Origin of the sequence: Pseudomonas sp. GM102, from assembly GCF_000282555.1 — a bacterium.
Lineage (GTDB): Bacteria > Pseudomonadota > Gammaproteobacteria > Pseudomonadales > Pseudomonadaceae > Aquipseudomonas.
Genome location: NZ_AKJB01000147.1, coordinates 35,112 through 56,226, shown reverse-complemented (window position 1 = coordinate 56,226; position 21,115 = coordinate 35,112). Strand labels below are relative to the sequence as shown.

17 protein-coding genes are annotated in these 21,115 nt (G+C 60.5%); 5 read left to right on the top strand and 12 right to left on the bottom strand.

Annotation, left to right across the window (positions count from 1 at the left end; all coding sequences use genetic code 11):
- Positions 1-163 precede the first annotated feature (163 nt).
- The gene (locus PMI18_RS01035) at positions 164-1,048 is read left to right on the top strand and encodes an acyltransferase (RefSeq protein ID WP_007907577.1); all 885 of its coding nucleotides are present in this window, start codon (positions 164-166) and stop codon (positions 1,046-1,048) included.
- A gap of 1 nt (position 1,049) precedes the next feature.
- On the opposite strand, the gene PMI18_RS01040 is transcribed toward PMI18_RS01035, so the two are convergent.
- From PMI18_RS01040 to PMI18_RS01080, 9 genes are all read right to left on the bottom strand, one after another.
- Complete coding sequence (locus PMI18_RS01040) at positions 1,050-1,667, bottom strand: DUF2780 domain-containing protein (RefSeq protein ID WP_007907575.1); 618 nt, start codon at positions 1,665-1,667, stop codon at positions 1,050-1,052.
- A 240-nt stretch (positions 1,668-1,907) separates the two neighbouring features.
- Positions 1,908-3,107, bottom strand: coding sequence for a formaldehyde dehydrogenase, glutathione-independent (gene fdhA, locus PMI18_RS01045; protein ID WP_007907573.1), 1,200 nt, complete (start codon positions 3,105-3,107; stop codon positions 1,908-1,910).
- A 178-nt stretch (positions 3,108-3,285) separates the two neighbouring features.
- Positions 3,286-4,143, bottom strand: coding sequence for a formyltetrahydrofolate deformylase (gene purU, locus PMI18_RS01050; RefSeq protein WP_007907570.1), 858 nt, complete (start codon positions 4,141-4,143; stop codon positions 3,286-3,288).
- Positions 4,144-4,323: 180 nt separating this feature from the next.
- Positions 4,324-4,956 (bottom strand): sarcosine oxidase subunit gamma, encoded by a 633-nt coding sequence (locus PMI18_RS01055; RefSeq protein WP_007907568.1) that lies wholly within the window; start codon positions 4,954-4,956, stop codon positions 4,324-4,326.
- 129 nt (positions 4,957-5,085) lie between these two features.
- A complete protein-coding gene (locus PMI18_RS01060; RefSeq protein ID WP_007907566.1) occupies positions 5,086-8,103 on the bottom strand; it encodes a sarcosine oxidase subunit alpha in 3,018 nt (1,005 codons plus the stop codon).
- The gene (locus PMI18_RS01065; protein ID WP_007907563.1) at positions 8,100-8,429 is read right to left on the bottom strand and encodes a sarcosine oxidase subunit delta; all 330 of its coding nucleotides are present in this window, start codon (positions 8,427-8,429) and stop codon (positions 8,100-8,102) included. Before PMI18_RS01065 ends, PMI18_RS01060 begins: the two co-directional genes overlap by 4 nt.
- Positions 8,430-8,443: 14 nt before the next feature.
- Positions 8,444-9,694, bottom strand: coding sequence for a sarcosine oxidase subunit beta (locus PMI18_RS01070; RefSeq protein ID WP_007907561.1), 1,251 nt, complete (start codon positions 9,692-9,694; stop codon positions 8,444-8,446).
- 23 nt (positions 9,695-9,717) lie between these two features.
- Positions 9,718-10,971 (bottom strand): serine hydroxymethyltransferase, encoded by a 1,254-nt coding sequence (gene glyA, locus PMI18_RS01075; protein ID WP_007907559.1) that lies wholly within the window; start codon positions 10,969-10,971, stop codon positions 9,718-9,720.
- Positions 10,972-11,275: 304 nt separating this feature from the next.
- On the bottom strand, positions 11,276-11,992 hold the full coding sequence (locus PMI18_RS01080; protein ID WP_007907558.1) for a TraX family protein: 717 nt from the start codon (positions 11,990-11,992) through the stop codon (positions 11,276-11,278).
- Between the two features lie 131 nt (positions 11,993-12,123).
- Here PMI18_RS01080 and PMI18_RS01085 point away from each other — a divergent pair, with 131 nt between their 5' ends.
- The 3 genes from PMI18_RS01085 (at position 12,124) to PMI18_RS01095 (ending at position 15,015) form a co-directional block, all read left to right on the top strand.
- Positions 12,124-13,164, top strand: coding sequence for a threonine aldolase family protein (locus tag PMI18_RS01085; RefSeq protein ID WP_007907557.1), 1,041 nt, complete (start codon positions 12,124-12,126; stop codon positions 13,162-13,164).
- Between the two features lie 245 nt (positions 13,165-13,409).
- On the top strand, positions 13,410-13,943 hold the full coding sequence (locus PMI18_RS01090; RefSeq protein ID WP_007907556.1) for an REP-associated tyrosine transposase: 534 nt from the start codon (positions 13,410-13,412) through the stop codon (positions 13,941-13,943).
- Positions 13,944-14,190: 247 nt separating this feature from the next.
- The gene (locus PMI18_RS01095; protein ID WP_007907555.1) at positions 14,191-15,015 is read left to right on the top strand and encodes an SDR family oxidoreductase; all 825 of its coding nucleotides are present in this window, start codon (positions 14,191-14,193) and stop codon (positions 15,013-15,015) included.
- A 105-nt stretch (positions 15,016-15,120) separates the two neighbouring features.
- Here PMI18_RS01095 and gbcB read toward each other — a convergent pair whose 3' ends face one another.
- Positions 15,121-16,221 carry a glycine-betaine demethylase subunit GbcB gene (gbcB, locus tag PMI18_RS01100; protein ID WP_007907554.1) on the bottom strand — a complete coding sequence of 367 codons (1,101 nt, stop codon included), beginning with the start codon at positions 16,219-16,221 and terminating at the stop codon, positions 15,121-15,123.
- Positions 16,222-16,502: 281 nt separating this feature from the next.
- On the opposite strand from gbcB, the gene gbcA reads away from it, so the two are divergent.
- Entirely contained in the window at positions 16,503-17,798 is a 1,296-nt protein-coding gene (gene gbcA / locus PMI18_RS01105; RefSeq protein ID WP_007907553.1) for a glycine-betaine demethylase subunit GbcA, read from the top strand.
- A gap of 108 nt (positions 17,799-17,906) precedes the next feature.
- Here gbcA and PMI18_RS01110 read toward each other — a convergent pair whose 3' ends face one another.
- Together PMI18_RS01110 and PMI18_RS01115 are read right to left on the bottom strand one after the other, a co-directional pair.
- Positions 17,907-19,157 carry a metallophosphoesterase family protein gene (locus PMI18_RS01110; RefSeq protein ID WP_007907552.1) on the bottom strand — a complete coding sequence of 417 codons (1,251 nt, stop codon included), beginning with the start codon at positions 19,155-19,157 and terminating at the stop codon, positions 17,907-17,909.
- A gap of 26 nt (positions 19,158-19,183) precedes the next feature.
- The gene (locus PMI18_RS01115) at positions 19,184-21,052 is read right to left on the bottom strand and encodes a hypothetical protein (RefSeq protein WP_007907551.1); all 1,869 of its coding nucleotides are present in this window, start codon (positions 21,050-21,052) and stop codon (positions 19,184-19,186) included.
- Positions 21,053-21,115: the final 63 nt, after the last annotated feature.

Genomic DNA, 21,115 nt, shown 5'->3' with positions numbered 1-21,115 from the left:
GGGACGCGGAGCGTCCCGGGCTGCATTCCCACGCGGAGCGTGGGAACGATCGCTATGTCAGTCCAACATACCGCCGCAAACGTGAAACATTCGTCACCATCGATTTGGCCTGCCGTACGAAGCTGCTTATCATGGCGCGCCCAAACGCTTTCAAGAGTTACTTATGCGCCGCCTGCTCACCGGCTGTTTCGTTACCCTGCTGTTGTTGCTTAACACTCTGGTGCTGTTCGGGCCTTTGATGGTGTTCGCCCTGCTGAAACTGCTTTTGCCCGGGCGCTTTCGCGATGATGCCTCGGCCGCGGTGATGTGGATTGCTGAAACCTGGGCCGAAATCGACAAACTGATCTTCAGACTGTGCATCCCCACCCGATGGGACATCCGCGGTGGTGATGATTTGCGCCGCGACACCTCGTATCTGGTGATCGGTAACCATCAATCCTGGGTCGACATCCCGGCGCTGATCCAGACGCTTAACCGGCGCACGCCGTTCTTCAAGTTTTTCCTCAAGAAAGAACTGATCTGGGTGCCGTTCCTGGGCCTGGCCTGGTGGGCGTTGGACTATCCGTTCATGAAGCGCTACACCAAGGCGTTTCTGGCAAAGAACCCGGAGCTGGCCGGCAAGGACCTGGAAATCACCAAAGAGGCCTGCGAGTTGTACAAGCGCCAACCGGTGACAGTGGTCAATTATCTGGAAGGCACTCGATACACCACAACGAAAAGCGCCCAGCAGCAGTCACCCTTCACCCACCTGCTCAAGCCCAAGGCTGGCGGCGTGGCTTTTGTGCTGGCGGCGATGGGCGAGCAGCTGGATGCCGTTCTCGATGTGACAGTGGTGTACCCGCAGCAGAAGATTCCGGGGTTCTGGGATTTGATCAGCGGCAACGTGCCCAGGGTCATCATCGACATCCAGACCCGCGAACTGGACCCGGCGCTGTGGCAAGGCGATTACGAAAATGATCCGGTGTTTCGCGAACACGTCCAGAACTGGGTCAACCAGCTCTGGATCGAGAAGGACCGGCGCATCAAGGCCCTGCGCGCCGAGGGCTGACTCAGCTACCTATGCCGGTGCCGATGCCGGTGCCCCAGATTCCGCCAAGGTTTTGCAGCAGCGAACCGGCGACGCCTTGCTGACCGAGGTATTGCAGGATCACCGGGGCAAACAGTCCGATCATGCCGGTGTCCATGCCCAGGGCACTGAACGCGTTGTTCAGGTCCTTGGTGTCCTTGACGTTACCCAGCAAACCATTGAGCAAAGGGTTCTTGTCGACACCACCGCCGAGCAGCCCACCCAATCCGCTCAAGCCACTGAGGGCGCTGTTGCCGGCGATCTGATCGAGGCCCGGCACATTTTTGCTCAGTTCGGTGAAGTCCTGGCCGCTGAGTTGGTTCCTGGCCAGCCCCAGCATCGCACCGGCACCACCCATGGCCTGTTCCGGCGTGACATTGAGCTGAGACCCCAGGGAAGTGAGCAAACCGGCAGCCTTGGGTAGCGCCGCCACGGCGTCGTCATTCTCGTCGCTCTCATCGTCCTCGTTACCCTGCATCGCCGTAACCGCATTGGCCGCATCGCTGAGGCTGAACTGTGCAAAGGCCGGGCTCGCGGCCAGCGTCGTCAACGAAGCAACAGCCATGAGCGATGCCAGCGCAAAACCGCGTGAAACGTTCATCCAGACATCCTCTTGTGCCATGAGAACCACCCGGCAGGGCAGCAAAACTGCCGATTTGACCGGGCATCTGCTGGCATGTTCCCCCCCGGTCGTGGAACCCCGAATCCATACGATGAATGGCACGCCCGCTCCCGCCGAACAGGCTGTGAACAACCCGGCAGAACCTGAAAGCGCAGGCTGCGGTGCTCCATAAAAAAGGGCGACATCACTGTCGCCCCTTTTTCCGTCTTGCTCCCAGCCTTACGCCGCGCTGAACATCTTGTGCGGATCGATCACAAACTTCTTCGGCACGCCCGCATCGAACTCGCCATAACCACGTGGCGCGTCATCCAGGCTGATGACTTCAACACCCACGATGTCAGCAATCTTGATGCGGTCCCACATGATCGCCTGCATCAGTTGGCGGTTGTACTTCATCACTGGCGTCTGGCCGGTGTGGAAGCTGTGGGATTTGGCCCAGCCCAGACCGAAGCGAATGCTCAGGCTGCCCATTTTCGCGGCGGCATCCACCGCACCCGGGTCTTCAGTGACGTAGAGACCGGGGATACCGATTTTGCCCGCCACGCGAACCACGCCCATCAGCGAGTTGAGCACGGTGGCCGGAGCCTCGTGCTTCACGCCGGCATGGCCGTGACCGCGAGCTTCGAAGCCTACGGCATCGACGGCGCAGTCCACTTCCGGCTCGCCCAACAGTGCAGCGATTTGTTCATGCAGTGGGGTGTCTGTCGACAGGTCGGCGATTTCGAAACCCTGAGCCTTGGCATGGGCCAGGCGGATCGGGTTGACGTCACCGATGATCACCACCGCAGCACCCAGCAGACGAGCGGAAGCGGCAGCTGCCAGGCCAACCGGACCGGCGCCGGCGATGTACACGGTGCTGCCAGGGCCAACGCCGGCAGTCACTGCGCCGTGGTAACCAGTGGGCAGGATGTCGGAGAGACAGGTCAGGTCACGGATTTTTTCCATGGCCCGGTCGCGATCTGGAAGTTTCAGCAGGTTGAAGTCGGCATACGGCACAAACGCGTATTCGGCTTGGCCACCGGTCCAGTCACCCATGTCGACGTAACCATAGGCACCGCCCGGACGCGCCGGGTTAACGCTCAGGCAGACGCCAGTATGTTGCTCTTTGCACGAACGGCAACGGCCACAGGCAACGTTGAAAGGAACCGACACCAAGTCGCCGATCTGCAGGTTTTCGACACCGCTGCCCTTCTCGATCACTTCACCCGTGATCTCGTGGCCCAGCACCAGACCGGTCTGAGCGGTGGTACGCCCGCGCACCATGTGCTGATCGGAACCACAGATGTTGGTGGACACTACGCGCAGGATGACGCCGTGCTCGATCTTCCTGCCGCGCGGGTCCTGCATTTTGGGATAGTCGATTTTCTGTACTTCGACCTTGCCAGCGCCGAGATACACCACACCACGATTACCAGACATGCTTTCACCTCGCTGTTGTTTTTATGTAGCGGTCGCGTCGCCATGGATCGGCGGCGCGTTGATTGCTCGGGTACAGACGCCAATTGTTGTGTTGCCTGTAATGGCCCTATCGCTAGCAGGCTAGCTCCCACAAGGGTACGCATTTCAATGTGGGAGCTAGCCTGCTAGCGATGGCGATCTACAGAACGACGGTGCGATTGGCGTTCAAAAACACTCGCCTTTCAATGTGATAACCAACCGCCCGGGCCAGGGTCAGCCCTTCAATATCCCGCCCCTTGGCGATCAAATCTTCCGGGTAATGACTGTGGTCCACGGCCTCCACGCCCTGGGCGATGATCGGGCCTTCGTCCAGGTCGTTGTTGATGTAATGCGCCGTGGCGCCGACCAGTTTCACGCCCTTGTTGTAGGCCTGGTGATAGGGCTTGGCGCCCTTGAAACCCGGCAGCAGGGAGTGGTGGATATTGATCGCCTTGCCATCGAGTTTGCGGCACAGCTCTGGCGACAGAACCTGCATGTAGCGCGCAAGAATCACCAACTCGGCGCCAGACTCTTCGACCACCTGCCAGACCTGACGCTCCTGGGACGGTTTGTCGTTCGGGTCCAGGGGAAAGTGGTAGTACGGAATCTGGTGCCAGTCGGCCAACGGCTTGAGGTCCGGGTGGTTGGAAACCACGGCGACCACGTCCATCGACAACTGGCCGATGCGCTGGCGATAGAGCAAGTCGTTGAGGCAGTGATCGGCCTTGGACACCATGATCACCACTTTCGGCCGGTGATGCGGCGGGGTCAGTTCGAAGACCATCCCGAAGGCGTCACCCCGTTCCGCCAGACCTGCGCGAAAGGCTTGTTCGTCGAAGCCGTCGGGCTGACGGAATTCCACGCGAATGAAGAAACGGCCCGAGAGCCGGTCATCAAAGGAATGGTGCTCGGTGACGTAGCAGCCCTGCTCGAACAGAAAGCGGGTCACCGCATCCACGGTGCCGAGGACGCTGGGGCAGTCGGCGGTCAGAATCCATGTGTCTGGTGCGCGGCTCATAGTGCGGTGACTCCTGTTCGAAAATACCTACGCGACTGCGAAGACCTGTGGCGAGGGAGCTTGCTCCCGCTGGGTTGCGAAGCAACCCCTTTTTCAGCAACTGCATTCCTGCAGAAGGAACGCGGACTCAGGTTTTACGACTGCTGCGCAGCCGAGCGGGAGCAAGCTCCCTCGCCACAATTACGCCTGGACGCTAAGGCCGTATTCGGCGGCAGCATCCTGTAACCACAACCACCAGTAATCCGAGAAGCTGCGACGAATCAGCAGTTCCCAGGTGTCTTCGGCGGTGTGGCGGATCATCAATTGCGACTTGGCGAACACCGTGCCGACAGCCTTGCCCACCGGGAAGCTGTTGGGGTGCACGTCGTAGCTGGTGGATTTCATCAGCACCTGACGTACGTTCGGGCCGCTGAGCTCGAGGATCTGCTGGCCGCCGCTGACGTTGACGATCTGGATGTGCAGGTCGCCCAGTGCTTCACGCAGCTTTTTCTCGGCAGCGAATTCTTCACCGGTCGGCACGATCAGCAGCCATTCATCCGGCCCCATCCATTGCAGGCTGGTTTCGCCTTTGATCACCACGGTCAGCGCGGCGGGCAGTTCCAGGCCGAGGGCCTTGTGCACGCCGGCGGCGAACGCGGCATCGTGACCATCGCCACGGATGGTCAGGTGACCGAGGAGTTTTTTCTCACGCACGATCACGCCGGCGTTCTTGCGACCCTTGCCCACCAGGCTGGCGAGGTCGGCATGATGCAGCGACGACTCGGCCTTGGCCCCGGTGGTTGGGCGTTGTTGGTAAACATTGGCTGCGGTCATAAAGCACCTTTCTTTTGTTGATCGTTCCCACGCTCTGCGTGGGAATGCCGCCATGGACGCTCTGCGTCCGCTCTTGGGACGCGGAGCGTCCCGGGATGCATTCCCACGCAGAGCGTGGGAACGATCGACTTACACGTTCTGGCGATCGCCTTTCGGATCGAAGAACACCGAAGAAACGATTTCCGCCTCGATCACGCTGCCGTCGGCCAGCGGGGCGAACACCCGCTCACCCATGCGCTTCAAGCCGCCCTTGACCACACCCATGGCAAACGAATAGCCCAGGGAGTTGTGCAGGTAACTGGAAGTCACGTGACCGACCATGGTCATCGGGATGGTTTGCTTGGTGTTGAACACCAGTTGCGCCCCTTCCGGCAGCCACTTGGTCGGATCGATCGGCTTCAGACCGACCAATTGCTTGCGCTGATCACGCACGCAGTCTTCGCGGTTCATGCCACGCCAGCCGATCCACGAGAACGGTTTGGTGCGACCGACACACCAGCCCATGTTCAGGTCGTCCGGGGTCATCGAGCTGTCAGTGTCCTGACCGACGATGATGAAGCCCTTCTCTGCCCGCAGAACGTGCATGGTTTCGGTGCCGTACGGGGTCAGGTTGTACTGCTTGCCGGCCTCGACGATTTTTTCCAGCACGCCCATGGCGTAGTCGGCCTGCACGTTGACTTCGTACGACAGCTCACCGGTAAACGAAATCCGGAACACCCGCGCCGGCACACCACCGACCAGACCTTCTTTCCAGGTCATGAACGGGAAGGCTTCGTTGCTCAGGTCGATGTCGGTGACTTCGCTGAGCAGCTTGCGGCTGTTCGGCCCCGACAGGGTCATGGTCGCCCAGTGGTCAGTGACCGAAGTGAAGTACACCTTCAGCTCTGGCCATTCGGTCTGGTGGTAGATTTCCAGCCATTGCAGCACGCGTGCAGCGCCGCCGGTGGTGGTGGTCATCACGAAATGGTTGTCGGCCAGGCATGCAGTCACGCCGTCGTCGAACACCATGCCGTCTTCTTTACACATCAGGCCGTAACGGGCCTTGCCCACGTCGAGCTTGGTCCAGGCGTTGGTGTAGATGCGGTTGAGGAACTCACGCGAATCCGGGCCCTGGATGTCGATTTTGCCCAGGGTCGAAGCGTCCAGCAGGCCGACGCTGTCGCGCACCGCTTTGCATTCGCGTTTTACCGCGGCGTGCAGGTCTTCACCGTTTTTCGGGAAGTACCATGGACGTTTCCACTGACCGACGTCTTCGAATTCAGCACCGTTCTTCACATGCCAGTGATGCAGCGCGGTGAAACGAACCGGCTCGAAGATGTGCCCACAGTGACGACCGGCCACGGCGCCGAAAGTCACCGGCGTGTAGTTCGGGCGGAACATGGTGGTGCCCATCTGCGGGATGGTCACGTTCAGCGAACGGGCAGCAATGGCCAGACCGTTGACGTTGCCGAGCTTGCCCTGATCGGTGCCGAAGCCCAGTGCGGTGTAACGCTTGACGTGCTCGACCGACTCGAAGCCTTCGCGGGTCGCCAGTTCGATGGCGGCAGCGGTGACGTCGTTCTGCAGGTCGACGAATTGCTTCGGCGCACGGGCAGTGGCTTTTTCATGAGGCACCTGGAACAGCGCCAAAGTCGGCTCTTCCAGACGGCTCAGGGCTTTAGGCAGTACGCCTTCGACCTTGCCGAAACCGGCTTCGCTGGCAGCGCGAGCACCGCCTTCAAAACCATCGGCCAACGAATCGCCGAGGCTGTAGACGCCATTGATGCCACCGACGCACACGCGTTTCTGCGGTGCTTCGCCCGGTACGAAACCGAGGATGTCTTCACGCCAGATCGGCTTGCCACCCAAGTGCGACGCCAAGTGAACCACCGGGCTATAACCGCCGGAACTGGCAACCAGGTCGCAATCGAGCCACTCGCCCGGGCTGGTCACGGTGTGTGCTTTTACATCAATCGCGGCAACGCGAGCGGCGGTGACGTGCTTACTGCCACGGGCCTCGATCACGGCGCTGCCGGTCAGGATGCGGATGCCTTTGGCGCGAGCCTCTTCCACCAGCGCACCACGCGGGTTGCTGCGGGCGTCGGCGATCGCGACCACTTGCAGGCTGGCGTCGAGCCAATCCAGCGCTACGCGGTAAGCGTGGTCGTTGTTGGTCGACAGCACGAGTTTTTTGCCCGGTGCTACGCCGTAACGACGAACATAAGTCGACACAGCACCGGCGAGCATGTTGCCCGGCACGTCGTTGTTGCCATAAACCAGTGGACGCTCGTGAGTACCGGTCGCCAGCACTACACGCTTGGCGCGAACCCGGTGGATGCGCTGACGCACCTGGCCAATCGGGGCACGGTCGCCGAGGTGATCGGTGAGGCGCTCGTGAATGGTCAGGAAGTTATGGTCGTGGTAACCGTTGACTGTGGCGCGCGGCAACAGCAGCACGTCCGGGGTGTTTTTCAGTTCCGCGATGACGCTGGCGACCCACTCGGTGGCAGGCTTGCCGTCGAGGCTTTCGCGAGAATCAAGCAGGCTGCCGCCGAACTCTTCCTGCTCATCGGCCAGGATCACGCGCGCACCGCTGCGGGCAGCCGCCAGTGCAGCCGCCAGACCCGCAGGGCCAGCGCCAACGATCAGCACGTCGCAGTGCTGGTTCATGTAGTCGTAGGTGTCCGGATCGTTCTCGGTCGGCGAGCGGCCGAGGCCGGCAGCCTTACGAATGTACTTCTCGTAGGTCATCCAGAACGATTGCGGGTACATGAAGGTTTTGTAGTAGAAGCCCGGCGGCATCAGCTTGCCGCCGACCTTGCCGAGAATCCCCATCATGTCGTTGTTCACGCTCGGCCAGCCGTTGGTGCTGGTGGCGACCAGGCCTTGATACAGCGCTTGTTGCGTGGCGCGTACGTTCGGGATCTGCGTGGCTTCGGTTGCACCGATCTGCAGCACGGCGTTCGGCTCTTCGGCACCGGCGGCGAAGATGCCGCGTGGACGCGAGTACTTGAAGCTGCGGCCGATGATGTCGACACCGTTGGCCAGCAGGGCTGCAGCCAGGGAATCGCCTTCAAAGCCTTTGTAGACCTGGCCGTTGAAGGTGAAGCTCAGCACTTTGTTGCGGTCGATGCGTCCGCCGTTGGACAGGCGATTGATCTGGCTCATACCTTCTCTCCCAGAGCCGTGGCGGCCGCTTTCGGGCTGTCGGTCTTGTCGGTGAACTGCGGCTTGGTGCCGATCTTGTAGGTTTCGAGAATCTCGTAGGTCACGGTGTCACGGGTGACGTTGAAGTACTGACGGCAACCGGCGACGTGATCCCACAGTTCGTGGTGCAGACCGCGAGGGTTGTCGCGGAAGAACATGTAGTCGCCCCACTCCTCGTCGGTGCAGCTGTTCGGGTCCAGTGGACGCGGGATGTGCGCCTGGCCGGATGCATGGAATTCCTCTTCGGAGCGCAGTTCGCCACAGTGAGGACAGAAGATATGCAACATAGGGATTTCTCCTGTTAGTGGGCGACTGCTGCAGCGCCGTGTTCGTCGATCAACGCACCGCTATGGAAACGGTCGATGGAGAAAGGTGCAGCCAATGGGTGCATTTCACCCTTGGCCAGACTCGCGGCAAACACGTTGCCCGAGCCAGGTGTTGCCTTGAAGCCACCGGTGCCCCAACCGCAGTTGAAGAACATGTTCGGTACCGGGGTTTTCGAGATGATCGGGCACGCGTCCGGCGTGGTGTCGACGATGCCGCCCCACTGACGGTTCATGCGTACGCGCGACAGCACCGGGAACATCTCGACGATGGCCTGAATGGTGTGCTCGATCACCGGGTACGAACCACGCTGGCCGTAGCCGTTGTAGCCGTCGATACCGGCGCCGATCACCAGGTCGCCCTTGTCGGACTGGCTGATGTAACCGTGTACGGCGTTGGACATGATCACGCTGTCGATAATCGGCTTGATCGGCTCGGACACCAGCGCTTGCAGCGGGTGCGATTCGATCGGCAGACGGAAACCGGCGAGTTTGGCCATGTGCCCGGAGTTACCGGCAGTCACCACACCGACGCGTTTGGCGCCGATGAAGCCCTTGTTGGTTTCAACACCGATGCACACGCCGTTTTCCTTGCGGAAACCGATCACTTCGGTCTGCTGGATCAGGTCCACGCCCAAGGCGTCGGCGGCACGGGCAAAGCCCCAGGCCACGGCATCGTGACGGGCCACGCCGCCGCGACGCTGGACGGTTGCGCCCATCACCGGGTAGCGAGTGTTCTTGGAGCAGTCGAGGTACGGAATCTCGTCGGCTACCTGTTTGGCATCGAGCAGTTCGCCGTCCACGCCGTTGAGGCGGTTGGCGCTGACCCGACGCTCGGAATCACGAATGTCTTGAAGCGTGTGGCACAGGTTGTAAACGCCACGCTGGGAGAACATCACGTTGTAGTTCAGGTCCTGGGACAGGCCTTCCCACAATTTCATCGCGTGTTCGTACAGGTGCGCCGACTCGTCCCACAGGTAGTTGGAGCGAACGATGGTGGTGTTGCGCGCGGTGTTACCGCCGCCCAGCCAGCCTTTCTCGACCACGGCCACGTTGGTGATGCCGTGCTCCTTGGCCAAGTAGTAGGCGGTCGCCAGACCATGCCCGCCACCGCCGACGATGACCACGTCATAGACCTTTTTCGGGGTCGGCGTGCGCCACATCTTCTGCCAGTTTTCATGATGGCTGAGGGAGTGTTTGAAGAGGCCGAAGCCCGAATAGCGTTGCATAGTCATTTACTCCAAAACCGCGCTCAGCGATAAACCGGGAAGTCCGCGCACAGGGCTGCCACTTGCTGCGCAACATTGGCCTCGACATCGGCGTCGCCGAGGTTGTCGAGGATGTCGCAGATCCAGCCGGCCAGTTCAACGCACTGGGTAACCTTGAAGCCGCGAGTGGTCACCGCCGGGGTGCCGATACGCAGGCCGGAGGTCACGAACGGCGACTGTGGATCGTTCGGGACAGCGTTCTTGTTAACAGTGATATGGGCGCGACCGAGTGCTGCGTCCGCCTCTTTACCGGTGAGGCCCTGACGGATCAGGCTGACCAGGAACAGGTGGTTATCGGTACCGCCGGACACTACATCGTAGCCGCGTTTGATAAATACGCCGGCCATGGCCTGGGCGTTGTCGATCACTTGTTGCTGGTAAGCCTTGAAGCCAGGCTCCAGCGCTTCCTTGAAGCACACGGCTTTACCGGCGATGACGTGCATCAGCGGGCCGCCCTGAGCGCCGGGGAACACGGCAGCGTTGAGCTTCTTCTCGATTTCTTCGTTGGACTTGGCCAGGATCAGGCCACCACGCGGACCGCGCAGGGTCTTGTGGGTGGTGGTGGTGACCACGTCAGCGTACGGCAGAGGGTTGGGGTACAGGCCGGCAGCGACCAGACCGGCAACGTGAGCCATGTCGACGAACAGCAGCGCACCGACCTTGTCGGCAATCTGCCGGAAGCGCGGGAAGTCCAGGGTCTTGGAGTAGGCAGAAAAGCCGGCGACGATCATCTTCGGCTTGCACTCGACGGCCAGGCGCTCGACTTCGTCGTAATCGATCAGGCCGGTCTTGGTGTCGATGCCGTACTGCACGGCGTTGTACAGCTTGCCCGAGGACGACACTTTGGCGCCGTGAGTCAGGTGGCCGCCGTGGGCCAGGCTCATGCCCAGGATGGTGTCGCCGGCTTGCAGCAGAGCCAGGTACACGGCGCTGTTGGCCGAAGAGCCGGAGTGCGGCTGAACGTTGGCATAGTCGGCACCAAACAATTGCTTGGCGCGCTCGATGGCCAAGGCTTCGACCTTGTCGACGTGCTCGCAGCCACCGTAGTAGCGCTTGCCCGGATAGCCTTCAGCGTATTTGTTGGTCAGGCCGCTGCCTTGCGCTTCCATCACGCGCTTGCTGGTGTAGTTCTCGGACGCGATCAGCTCGATGTGATCTTCCTGGCGTTGCTCCTCGGCATTCATCGCCGCCAGCAGTGCATCGTCGTAACCTTTGATCTGGTCTTGCTTGCTGAACATCGCGTCTCTCCCAGCGGCATCTATGCGCCATTCGTCTCGGTAAGGCACTGGCGTTACGGCAGTGCCCTTTGGAAGCGATGGTATGACCGGCGCAGACAGGTCAAATGCCTATGGACGCCACGCAAAGGTGCGTTTACGACATGGCGAGAAATGGCATGCCGAACACAATCCTTGAAGCAGCCAGGATCCCCTGTGGGAGCGGGCTTGCTCGCGAATGCGGTTTGTCATCCGACACTGATGTTGACTGGCCCGGCGCATTCGCGAGCAAGCCCGCTCCCACAAGGTTTTGCGAGAAGCTCAGGGGTCAGGCGATGAGTTGGCGCAAGGCCAGAAGCAAGAGGAAATGCGCGGGATAGAGCGCATACGCCCAACGGCGCATCGGCGGTGGCTGGATGCCTTGGGCATGTCGCAATAGCAGCAGGCCCAACAGTGGCGCAATCAGACAAGCGGCAATGCCGAGGATGGCTGCACTGCTGTGAAGTCGCGCGGCGTAATACAGCACTTGCCATTGATTGGCCGCCAGGCAGACCAGCCCCGGCAGCAGACTGAGATACCAGGGGCGGTTAATCACCAGCAACATCGCCAGCGGCAACAGCACGCCGAAGAATCCGAACATCAGTCGTTCCGGGAACAGCGCCGCCAGCAACAAGGCACCCGCCGCCAATAGCCGCGGCTGAAGCAGCCTGTGCTGCCAGCCACGGGCGACCAACAAACCCAGAACCAACGTGGGCAACACGTTTAAGGTGTTGTGATCAGGAATGTACATACGGTAGGGGATTTCGCTTACAGCGCTAAACAGCAACAACCAACCCAGGTAACGCCACTGGCCATCGGTGGTTACTGCGCGAGCCCGCGACAGGTTTGCCGCCATCGCCAGACAAAACCACGGGAACGCCAATCTACCCGGGACATACAGAATATCGACGGAATAACCGACATATCGCAGGTGATCGAGCACCATGCTCAGCAGCGCCAGCCACTTGAGCAGATCCAGCGCCCCATCCCGTTGAGTCATGTGCATAATTGCCCGTCAACCGTGTATTTTTCTGACAGCAACATCCCGTGTGCTCCCCGGACGATCTTCGGTAAAGTGCGCACCATCATTGACCACGATGCTCTTCACCATAAGAGCCTCGACCACGGAAGCCGGCCATGACCGATAAGAGCCAACAATTCGCCAGCGACAACTATTCCGGTATCTGCCCTGAAGCCTGGGCTGCCATGGAACAGGCCAACCACGGCCACCAGCGCGCTTATGGCGACGATGAGTGGACCGCACGCGCATCTGATCAATTCCGCAAACTGTTCGAAACCGACTGCGAAGTGTTCTTCGCCTTCAACGGCACCGCCGCCAACTCGCTGGCCCTGTCGTCGCTGTGCCAGAGTTACCACAGCGTGATCTGCTCGGAAACCGCCCACGTCGAAACCGACGAATGCGGCGCGCCGGAGTTTTTCTCCAACGGTTCCAAGCTGCTCATCGCCCGCACCGAAAACGGCAAGCTGACGCCGGAGTCGATCCGCGAAATCGCCCTCAAGCGCCAGGACATCCACTACCCCAAACCCCGCGTAGTGACCCTGACCCAGGCCACCGAAGTCGGCAGCGTGTACACCCCGCAAGAAATCCGCGCCATCAGCGTCACCTGCAAAGAGCTGGGCCTGAACCTGCACATGGACGGCGCACGCTTCTCCAATGCTTGCGCATTTCTTGGCTGCTCACCGGCAGACCTGACCTGGAAGGCCGGGGTCGATGTCTTGTGCTTCGGCGGCACGAAAAACGGCATGGCGGTGGGCGAAGCGATCCTGTTCTTCAACCACAAACTGGCCGAAGATTTCGACTACCGCTGCAAACAGGCCGGGCAACTGGCGTCGAAGATGCGCTTCCTCTCGGCGCCGTGGGTCGGGATCCTGGAAAACGACGCCTGGCTCAAATACGCCCGCCACGCCAACCACTGCGCGCAGCTGCTGGCCGAACTGGTGAGCGATATTCCTGGCGTGGAACTGATGTTCCCGGTGCAGGCCAACGGCGTGTTCCTGCAACTGTCGGAACCGGCAATCGCCGCGCTGACCGCCAAGGGCTGGCGCTTCTACACCTTCATCGGCAACGGCGGCGCACGCTTCATGTGCTCGTGGGACACCGAAGAAGAGCGTGTGCGCGAATTGGCGGCGGATATTCGACACGTGATGTCGGCCTGATTGTACTGATCGTTCCCACGCTCTGCGTGGGAATGCCTCTTGGGACGCTCCGCGTTCCTGCCTCAACGCCGACGCAATGCCCAATACCGCAGTGACGCAGAGCGTCACGGGCTGCATTCCCACGCAGAGCGTGGGAACGATCACGGTGGCGCATCGCAATTTCTTACTCACTGCGCGGCGCTGTCCTCTAGCCCCCTCACGCAACCCCGCTCACCCTAGTCATTCCCCCGCAAAGGAATGCATCCATGGGCCGAAGCCGCTACACCATCACCGAACCTGACAAACCCCATTTCCTGACCTGCACAATCATGGAATGGCTCCCACTGTTTATCCGCCCCTACATTATCGATCACCTGCTCAATTGCTGGCGCTATCAACAAACCTACCAAGGTCTAAAGCTGTATGGTTACGTCGTCCTGGAAAACCATTTGCATTTCGTTGCCGAAGCTCCAGACCTGAGCAAATGCCTCCGCCAGTTCAAATCCTTCACCGCCCGCCAAATCATCGACGATCTGCAAAACAAAGGCGCAGAGCGCGCGTTGCAGCGCCTGCGTTTCAGCAAATGCGCCCATAAGAAAGATCGGGTTTATCAGTTGTGGCAGGAAGGTTCACACGCAGAGATGGTGTACAGCGAAACGGTGATGCGCCAAAAGCTGGATTACATCCACTACAACCCGGTTAAGCGTGGGTACGTAGATCTGCCGGAGCATTGGCGCTACTCCAGTGCGAGGAATTATGCAGGGATGGAGGGGCTGATCGAGATACAGCGTTGGTATTGAGGCTCATAGCACCCCCAACCTGATCGTTCCCACGCTCCGCGTGGGAATGCAGCCCGTGACGCTCTGCGTCACAACAGTGCTCGGCATTGCATCGGCGCTGAGACAGGAACGCGGAGCGTCCCGAGAGGCATTCCCACGCGGAGCGTGGGAACGATCGCCGTGAGTGCGAGGAACAAGTGTCTTTTGGTCTACATTGACTGGCGAGCTGTTTCGATCCGCTCAGATAACAACAATCAGGAGCGTACGCATGTCACTACAAGGCAAAACCCTGTTCATCACCGGCGCCAGCCGTGGCATTGGGCGTGAGATTGCGCTGCGGGCAGCAAAGGACGGGGCCAACATCGTGATTGCCGCCAAAAGCGCCACCCCTCACCCCAAACTGCCAGGCACCATCTTCAGCGTGGCGGCGGAAGTCGAAGCCGCGGGCGGCAAGGCGCTGGCCTTGCAGGTGGATGTGCGCGATGAAGTTGCCGTGCGCCAGGCCATGGCCGACGCCAGCGCACATTTCGGCGGCATCGATGCGCTGATCAACAATGCCGGAGCGATCAAGCTGACCGGGGTGCAACACATCGAACTCAAGCGCTTCGACCTGATGCACCAGATCAACACCCGCGCCGTGCTGCTGTGCAGTCAGGCTGCCCTGCCCTATCTGAAAAAAACTGGCGGCCACATCCTCAACCTGTCACCACCGCTGAACCTGGCCACCAGGTGGTTCGCCCAGTACAGCCCGTACACGGTGACCAAGTACGGCATGAGTATGCTGACCCTGGGCATGAGCGAGGAATTCGCCTCCTACGGCATCAGCGTCAATTCTCTGTGGCCGCAGACCATGATCGCCACTGCCGCCATCGAGTTTCAGCTGGGGTCGCGCGAGTCGTTCAAACATGCGCGCACGCCTGCGATTATGGCGGATGCGGCTTACGCGATTCTGAGCAGCAGTGGTCGCAGCATCACCGGGCGGTTGCTGATTGATGAGGAGATTTTGCGGGAGCATGGCGTGACCGAATTCGATCATTACCGCTTTGAGCCCGGCACCAAAGACAAGCTGATGCCAGACCTGTTTGTGGACTGAAATACCAACCATTGTGGGAGCGGGCTTGCTCGCGAAAGCGGTGTGTCAGGCAACATCAATGTTGACTGTGCCGCCGCCTTCGCGAGCAAGCCCGCTCCCACAGGTTCAAAACTCGATCCGCACGTCGCCCTTCGGCACGCTGCAGCACGACAGGATGAACCCTTCGGCCTCGTCTTCCTCGGTAATCCCGCCGTTGTGGTCCATTTCGACCTCGCCCCCCAGCTTCATCACCTTGCAGGTCCCGCAAATCCCCATCCCGCAGGCTTTCGGGATCAGCAAGCCAAGCTTGGCCGCCGCCGCATGCACGGTCTCCCCTGGCGCAACGCGAATGCTCTTGCCGGAAGCGGTGAATTCCACCTGATGCAGATCCGCCGCGTCGACTTCCGGAGCGTCCGCCGCTTGTTCGGCTTGCTCCACCGCGTCGGCACGGGCTTCCGGCGGCGTCGCGCCGAAGGATTCCTCGTGATAACGCTTCATGTCGAAACCCGCCGTCTCAAGCATGCGCTTGACCGCGTTCATGTACGGGGTCGGACCGCAGCAGAAGACTTCACGGTCGAGGAAGTCCGGCGCCATCAATTCGAGCATCTTGTGGTTCAGGTAACCGCGATAACCGGCCCACGGCTCGCCCAGACCGTGCTTCTCGCAAATCAGGTGCAGGCTGAAGTTGTCGATCCGCGACGCCATGTGTTCCAGCTCGCGGTGGTAAATGATGTCTTTGGGCGAACGGGCGCTGTGGATAAACACCATGTCGACATTGCCGTTGGTGTCATAGAACCAACGAGCCATGGACATGCACGGTGTAATACCGACGCCGCCGCTGAGGTAGAGCACTTTCGGCGCGGGGAAGTCCATGGCGTTGAACAACCCGACCGGCCCGTGCACCGCCAGCTCCTGGCCTTCATGCAGGGTGTCGTGCAGCCAGTTGGACACCTTGCCGCCCGGCACGCGCTTGATGGTCACCGAAAAGCTGTACGGCACCGACGGCGAGCTGGAAATGGTGTAGGAGCGCATGATCGGCACGCCGTCGATTTCCAGCTCCAGGGTGACGAACTGCCCGGGCTTGAAGAAGAACAGGATCGGCTGGTCGGCCATAAAGCAGAAGGTGCGCACATCCCAGGTTTCCTGGATGACTTTGACGCAACGGACAATGTGTCGACCATTGGCCCAGGTCTGGGTGGTTACCGGATTCAGGAAGCTGTTGGACATGCTGTTCTCCACCGCCGATGGTCGGCCTTATGTTGGCGATTCTGCGTAACGTGCGAACCACCCATTTACCTATCTGCGACATTCACATACTTATCGCGACCAGCCCGCATCTACCGGGGGTTGCGCGTCGGGAACAGATTGGGCCATGTCGCCCATGGATAAGGTTCTGGCGAGCGCCGGCCCCACACTCGCTCCATACCAAGACACAACCTTTACACCTTGCGTAGCAAACCTGATCAGCCACTTTCGCGGCCACGCAGATGGCCTTGAGGAAACACACGATGGACGTCACCGCAAAAATCAGCCTGGGCGATCCGCTGGAACCCGCACGCAAGGCCACCGCGCAGATGCTGCAAGAGCGCGAGCGCACTTTCTCGCTGCCGCAGCCGTTTTACTCTGACGAGCGGCTGTTTGATATCGACATGCAGGAAATCTTCCAGAAAGAGTGGTTGATCGCCGGCATGACCTGCGAGATCCCGACCAAGGGCAACTACCTGACCCTGCAAGTCGGCAAGAACCCGATCATCGTGATTCGTGGTGCCGACGGCGTGGTCCATGCGTTCCACAACGTCTGCCGTCACCGTGGTTCACGGCTGTGCACCAGCGAAAAAGGCAAAGTCGCCAAACTGGTCTGCCACTACCACCAGTGGACCTACGAGCTGGACGGTCGCCTGTTGTTCGCCGGTACCGAAATGGGCGCCGACTTCGACATGAAGCAGTACGGCCTCAAACCGGTGAATGTGAAAACCGCTGGCGGTTACATCTTCATCAGCCTGTCGGAGAACCCGCCGGCCATTGATGACTTCCTGTCGACGCTGAACCATTACATGGAACCGTACGACATGGAGAACACCAAGGTGGCGATTACCACCACCTTGATGGAGAAAGCCAACTGGAAACTGGTGCTGGAAAACAACCGCGAGTGCTACCACTGCAACGCGTCGCACCCGGAACTGTTGAAAACCCTGCTGGAATGGGACGACGTCACCGACCCGCGTGCCGACCAGGCCTTCAAGGACCACGTCGCTGCCTCCGCCGCTGCCTGGGAAGCCGAGAAGATCCCTTACGCCCACGCCAGTTTCGGCCTGCGTAACCGCATCGTGCGCATGCCGCTGCTCAAGGGCACCGTGTCGATGACCATGGACGGCAAACAGGGCTGCGCCAAACTCATGGGCCGCATCAAGAACCCGGACCTGGGTTCGATGCGCATCCTGCACCTGCCACACTCGTGGAACCACTGCATGGGCGACCACATCATCGTGTTCACCGTGTGGCCGATCAGCGCTCAGGAAACCATGGTCACCACCAAGTGGATCGTGCACAAGGACGCGGTCGAAGGCGTGGACTACGACGTGGAGCGCATGCGCCAGGTCTGGGATGCGACCAACGACCAGGACCGTCGCCTGGCCGAAGAAAACCAGCGCGGGATCAACTCCACCGCGTACCAGCCAGGGCCTTACTCCAAGACCTATGAGTTTGGCGTGGTGAACTTTGTGGATTGGTACAGCGAGCGGTTGCTGAACAACCTTGGGGCCGAGCCTGCGCCGTACCTCAAAGGGGTTCCGGTTCAAGGCTAAGAGCAAAAGCATCGCGAGCAGGCTCGCTCCCACACTGGATCTATGTGCACTGAAGATCCCTTGTGGGAGCGAGCCTGCTCGCGATGACGGCCTATCCGTCACCCCAAATCAACGGGCTGACGAAGACCACCGCACCGACCCATCCTCGCCAATAAACGTCTCTTCGATGTTCTCCCCCACCAGCCGCACTTTCACATAACCGTTCAACACCCGATCCGGGTACGCCTCATCCCGCGCATTTTGCGTTTCCGACCACAACACCCGCGAATGCCCGTTCAGCTCACTGGCATTGCCGTAGGGAATCGCCCCATGCCCGGCGCAGCGTGCATGCAACCCGCCTTGAGCGGCGTAGCAGATGCCGTTGTGCAAATGCCCCCAATACCAATAATCCGGCTCGCGGCCCAAGGCATCGCACACCGGTTGATACAGCGCCGTCTTGTTGTGCCCGGTAATGTCGAAACCCTGGTGATGACTGAGCACCATGATCTTCTTGCGCTGGGGCAAGTCTTTCATCCAGTCGATCTGCTGCTTGTTCAGTGCACCGTCCATGTACAGGTTGATCGCATCCGAGGCGTAAGCCGTGTCGAGCCCGATCACCAGCCAGTCATCGTTGTACAACGCAAAATAACTGGTGCCCTGCTGCGCCGGGAAACGCTTGGCCAGTTCCTTGAAGTAGCCATGGGCGCCGCTGTACATCTCGTGATTGGAGTTGAGGGTGAACGAGCCGTGCTTGCCCATGGGCCAGCCGACCATGTCGACGTCCTCCTGAGAGCGGGTGCCCGCGTAGTACACGTCCCCCAGGTGAATGGTGAAATCGGCCTGGGCCAGTTGCATCTGGTTGGCGACTGAGACCGCCGGGGCGTGGCTATCGAACGGCCCGGTGCCCCAGTCGCCGGCGATGGCCAGGGTCACGTCACTGTCCATGCGCATCAACGCCGGGGTGGTGGCGAACGGCGCGTGATGCCGCAGGTTCTCGATCCACTTGAGCAATGCCTCGCTCCACAACAGATCCAGCAGCTCCCATTTGCGACAACCGAGCAGGCTGCCGTCCTTGAGCACGCGGGTTTGCAGCTCGTCTACCGATTGCGGCAAGGGGCTGGCGTTACCGATGTGCAGGATCGACAAGCCATGGGCCAACTCCCACGGCACACTCGGCTGATCGTCCGGCATATCGCCGTGCTTGAGCACGTATTGCGCCTGATCGTGCCCCCGCTGCAGCAGCGCGACGATAGCCTCGAACTCCTCCGGCTCAAGCTCGCTGACGAGCTTTTTCCAGGCCATTTCCAAACGGGTGAACAAGCCATGTACGCGTAGCTTGACCTTGTCGTACTCGTGTTCCCAATGACTGACCAATGACATGTCGCTTTCCTCCATCCGTAGTGGAATCACAGGGTTTTCATGAACTCGATGAGCGCCCGCTTATCGAGTTCCGACAGCTGCGTGCCGTACAGGTGGCCGCCGTTGTGGTTGCCCTCCAGACGGGTGTCGTATTTGAAGTCCGCCGAGGCCTTCATCTGCTGGCCACTGGTGACGAAGCCGACCTTGTCCTGGTCGTACACATCAGAGCCGGTGAAGAACACCAGCGGCCTCTTTTCCGGTGGTTGCAGCAAGTCCCACAGGGTCGGTACCGAACCGTTGTGCAAGTACGGCGCGCGCAACCAGACGCCGTCGGTGGGCGTGTTGCTGTAGCTCTGGGTCTTGCGATAGGCGCCAAAGTCGAACGGCGATTTCTTGAAGCCATGGAAAGCCGTCACTAAACCATTGGTGAACGAGTTCAGCCGATGGGGATCGGTGCCCAGTTCATCAATGCTGGTGGTGACCTGACCGGTGTCGGTGCGGCCGAAATCATGGCAACCGGCGCAGTTGTTTTCCCAGACCGGTCTGCCCCGCGCGACTTTGGCCTGATCCAGCGCGAACGGCCATGCCGGCGCCTTGTGGCCCAGCAACCAGTTGGTCACCCGGTTGAAACTGTCCGGCAACACTGACTCCGGCGTCGCACCCACGGCCATGGCCGCCGCGTAGTTGCGCTCATGGATGTCGTTGTTGTTGCCGTCCCAGTGCAGGTACAGCGACTCCCGAGGCTTCTGATTCCAGACTTGCGGCAAGTCGACGGTGCCGATGGTCGAGTCATCCGGGAAGCCGAACACCACCATTTTCGTCGGGTTGAAGGTGTCGGTGCGCCCCGGCCCTTGCGGTGCGCGCAGGCGTTGCCAGGCATAGGCCTGCTTCTGCTTGACCAGCGCGCTCGTGGCCATCGGAATGATCACGTAGCGGTTGTACAACCGCTCGAAGAACCCGAGCTGGAACTTGCTGTTGATCGCCGTCATCACCGCGTCGGGGGTGAATTTCGGGTCGCTGGCGCAATTGTAGGCGAACCACTGGAAGGCCTGCAGTTGCAGGGTATTGGCCGGCGCAGTGGCCACCGGGATGGCGACGTCGCTGGTATTGGCCCGGTAGGAACCGGTGTGGCACAGGGCGCAGTTGGGCTCCACGGTCGGGTAGCCAATCTGCCGCTTGGCCATGCCGATCGGCAGGTCCTTGCCGTTCTCGTAGAGGAAACCGAAGACTTCGTAACCGCCGAGTTTCGGCAGCTTATCCGGGCACATCTGCGGCAATACGGCGAACAGATAATAGGGAATCCGCGCTTCGATGCCCAGGCCGATGGCGCCGTACTTGTAGTGATCCTCATCGGAGGCGTATTGCTCTGCCGGCACCACTCGCAGCATCTGGTACCAGGTTTCGTAGCCGATAAATCCCAGCGCCAGCACCACGACCAGCGTGGCGACTTTGTAGCTGTGCCGCTGCCAGCGTCGCGCCCACGCTGCGCGCCACTCAAGCCAGCCGTCGCGAAGCAACGCCAGGGGCCGATTGGCCGGCGCGCTGCCCAGGTACAGCAGAATCCCGAGGATCAGGAACATGCTCAGATCGCCCAGCAGCATCGGCACGAATACCTGAGCCTGGTTGCTGGTGTTGATCAGGTAGATCCAGAACGCCACGGCGACCAGTCGCGACAACACGCACAGCCACGAATGCACGACGTATTTTGGCGCGTTGAAGCCTGATGGCATGTAGAACAGGCTGATCCCCACCAGCAGCATGCCGGCGTTTTCCAGCCATGGATCGGAGAGCTGCGGTGGCATCCCGAGCATCGAGGTCAGCAACGCCGGCGCGAACAGCGCCGGAATCGCGAAGACCATGTTCATCACGATGCCTATCCAGATGAAGCGTTGAAACCAGCGGATGTAACTGTCCATGGCATCCATTTCCTTGTAGTCGCCAATCCCAAGTCAGCACACGGCTTTTGTGGCGAGGGAGCT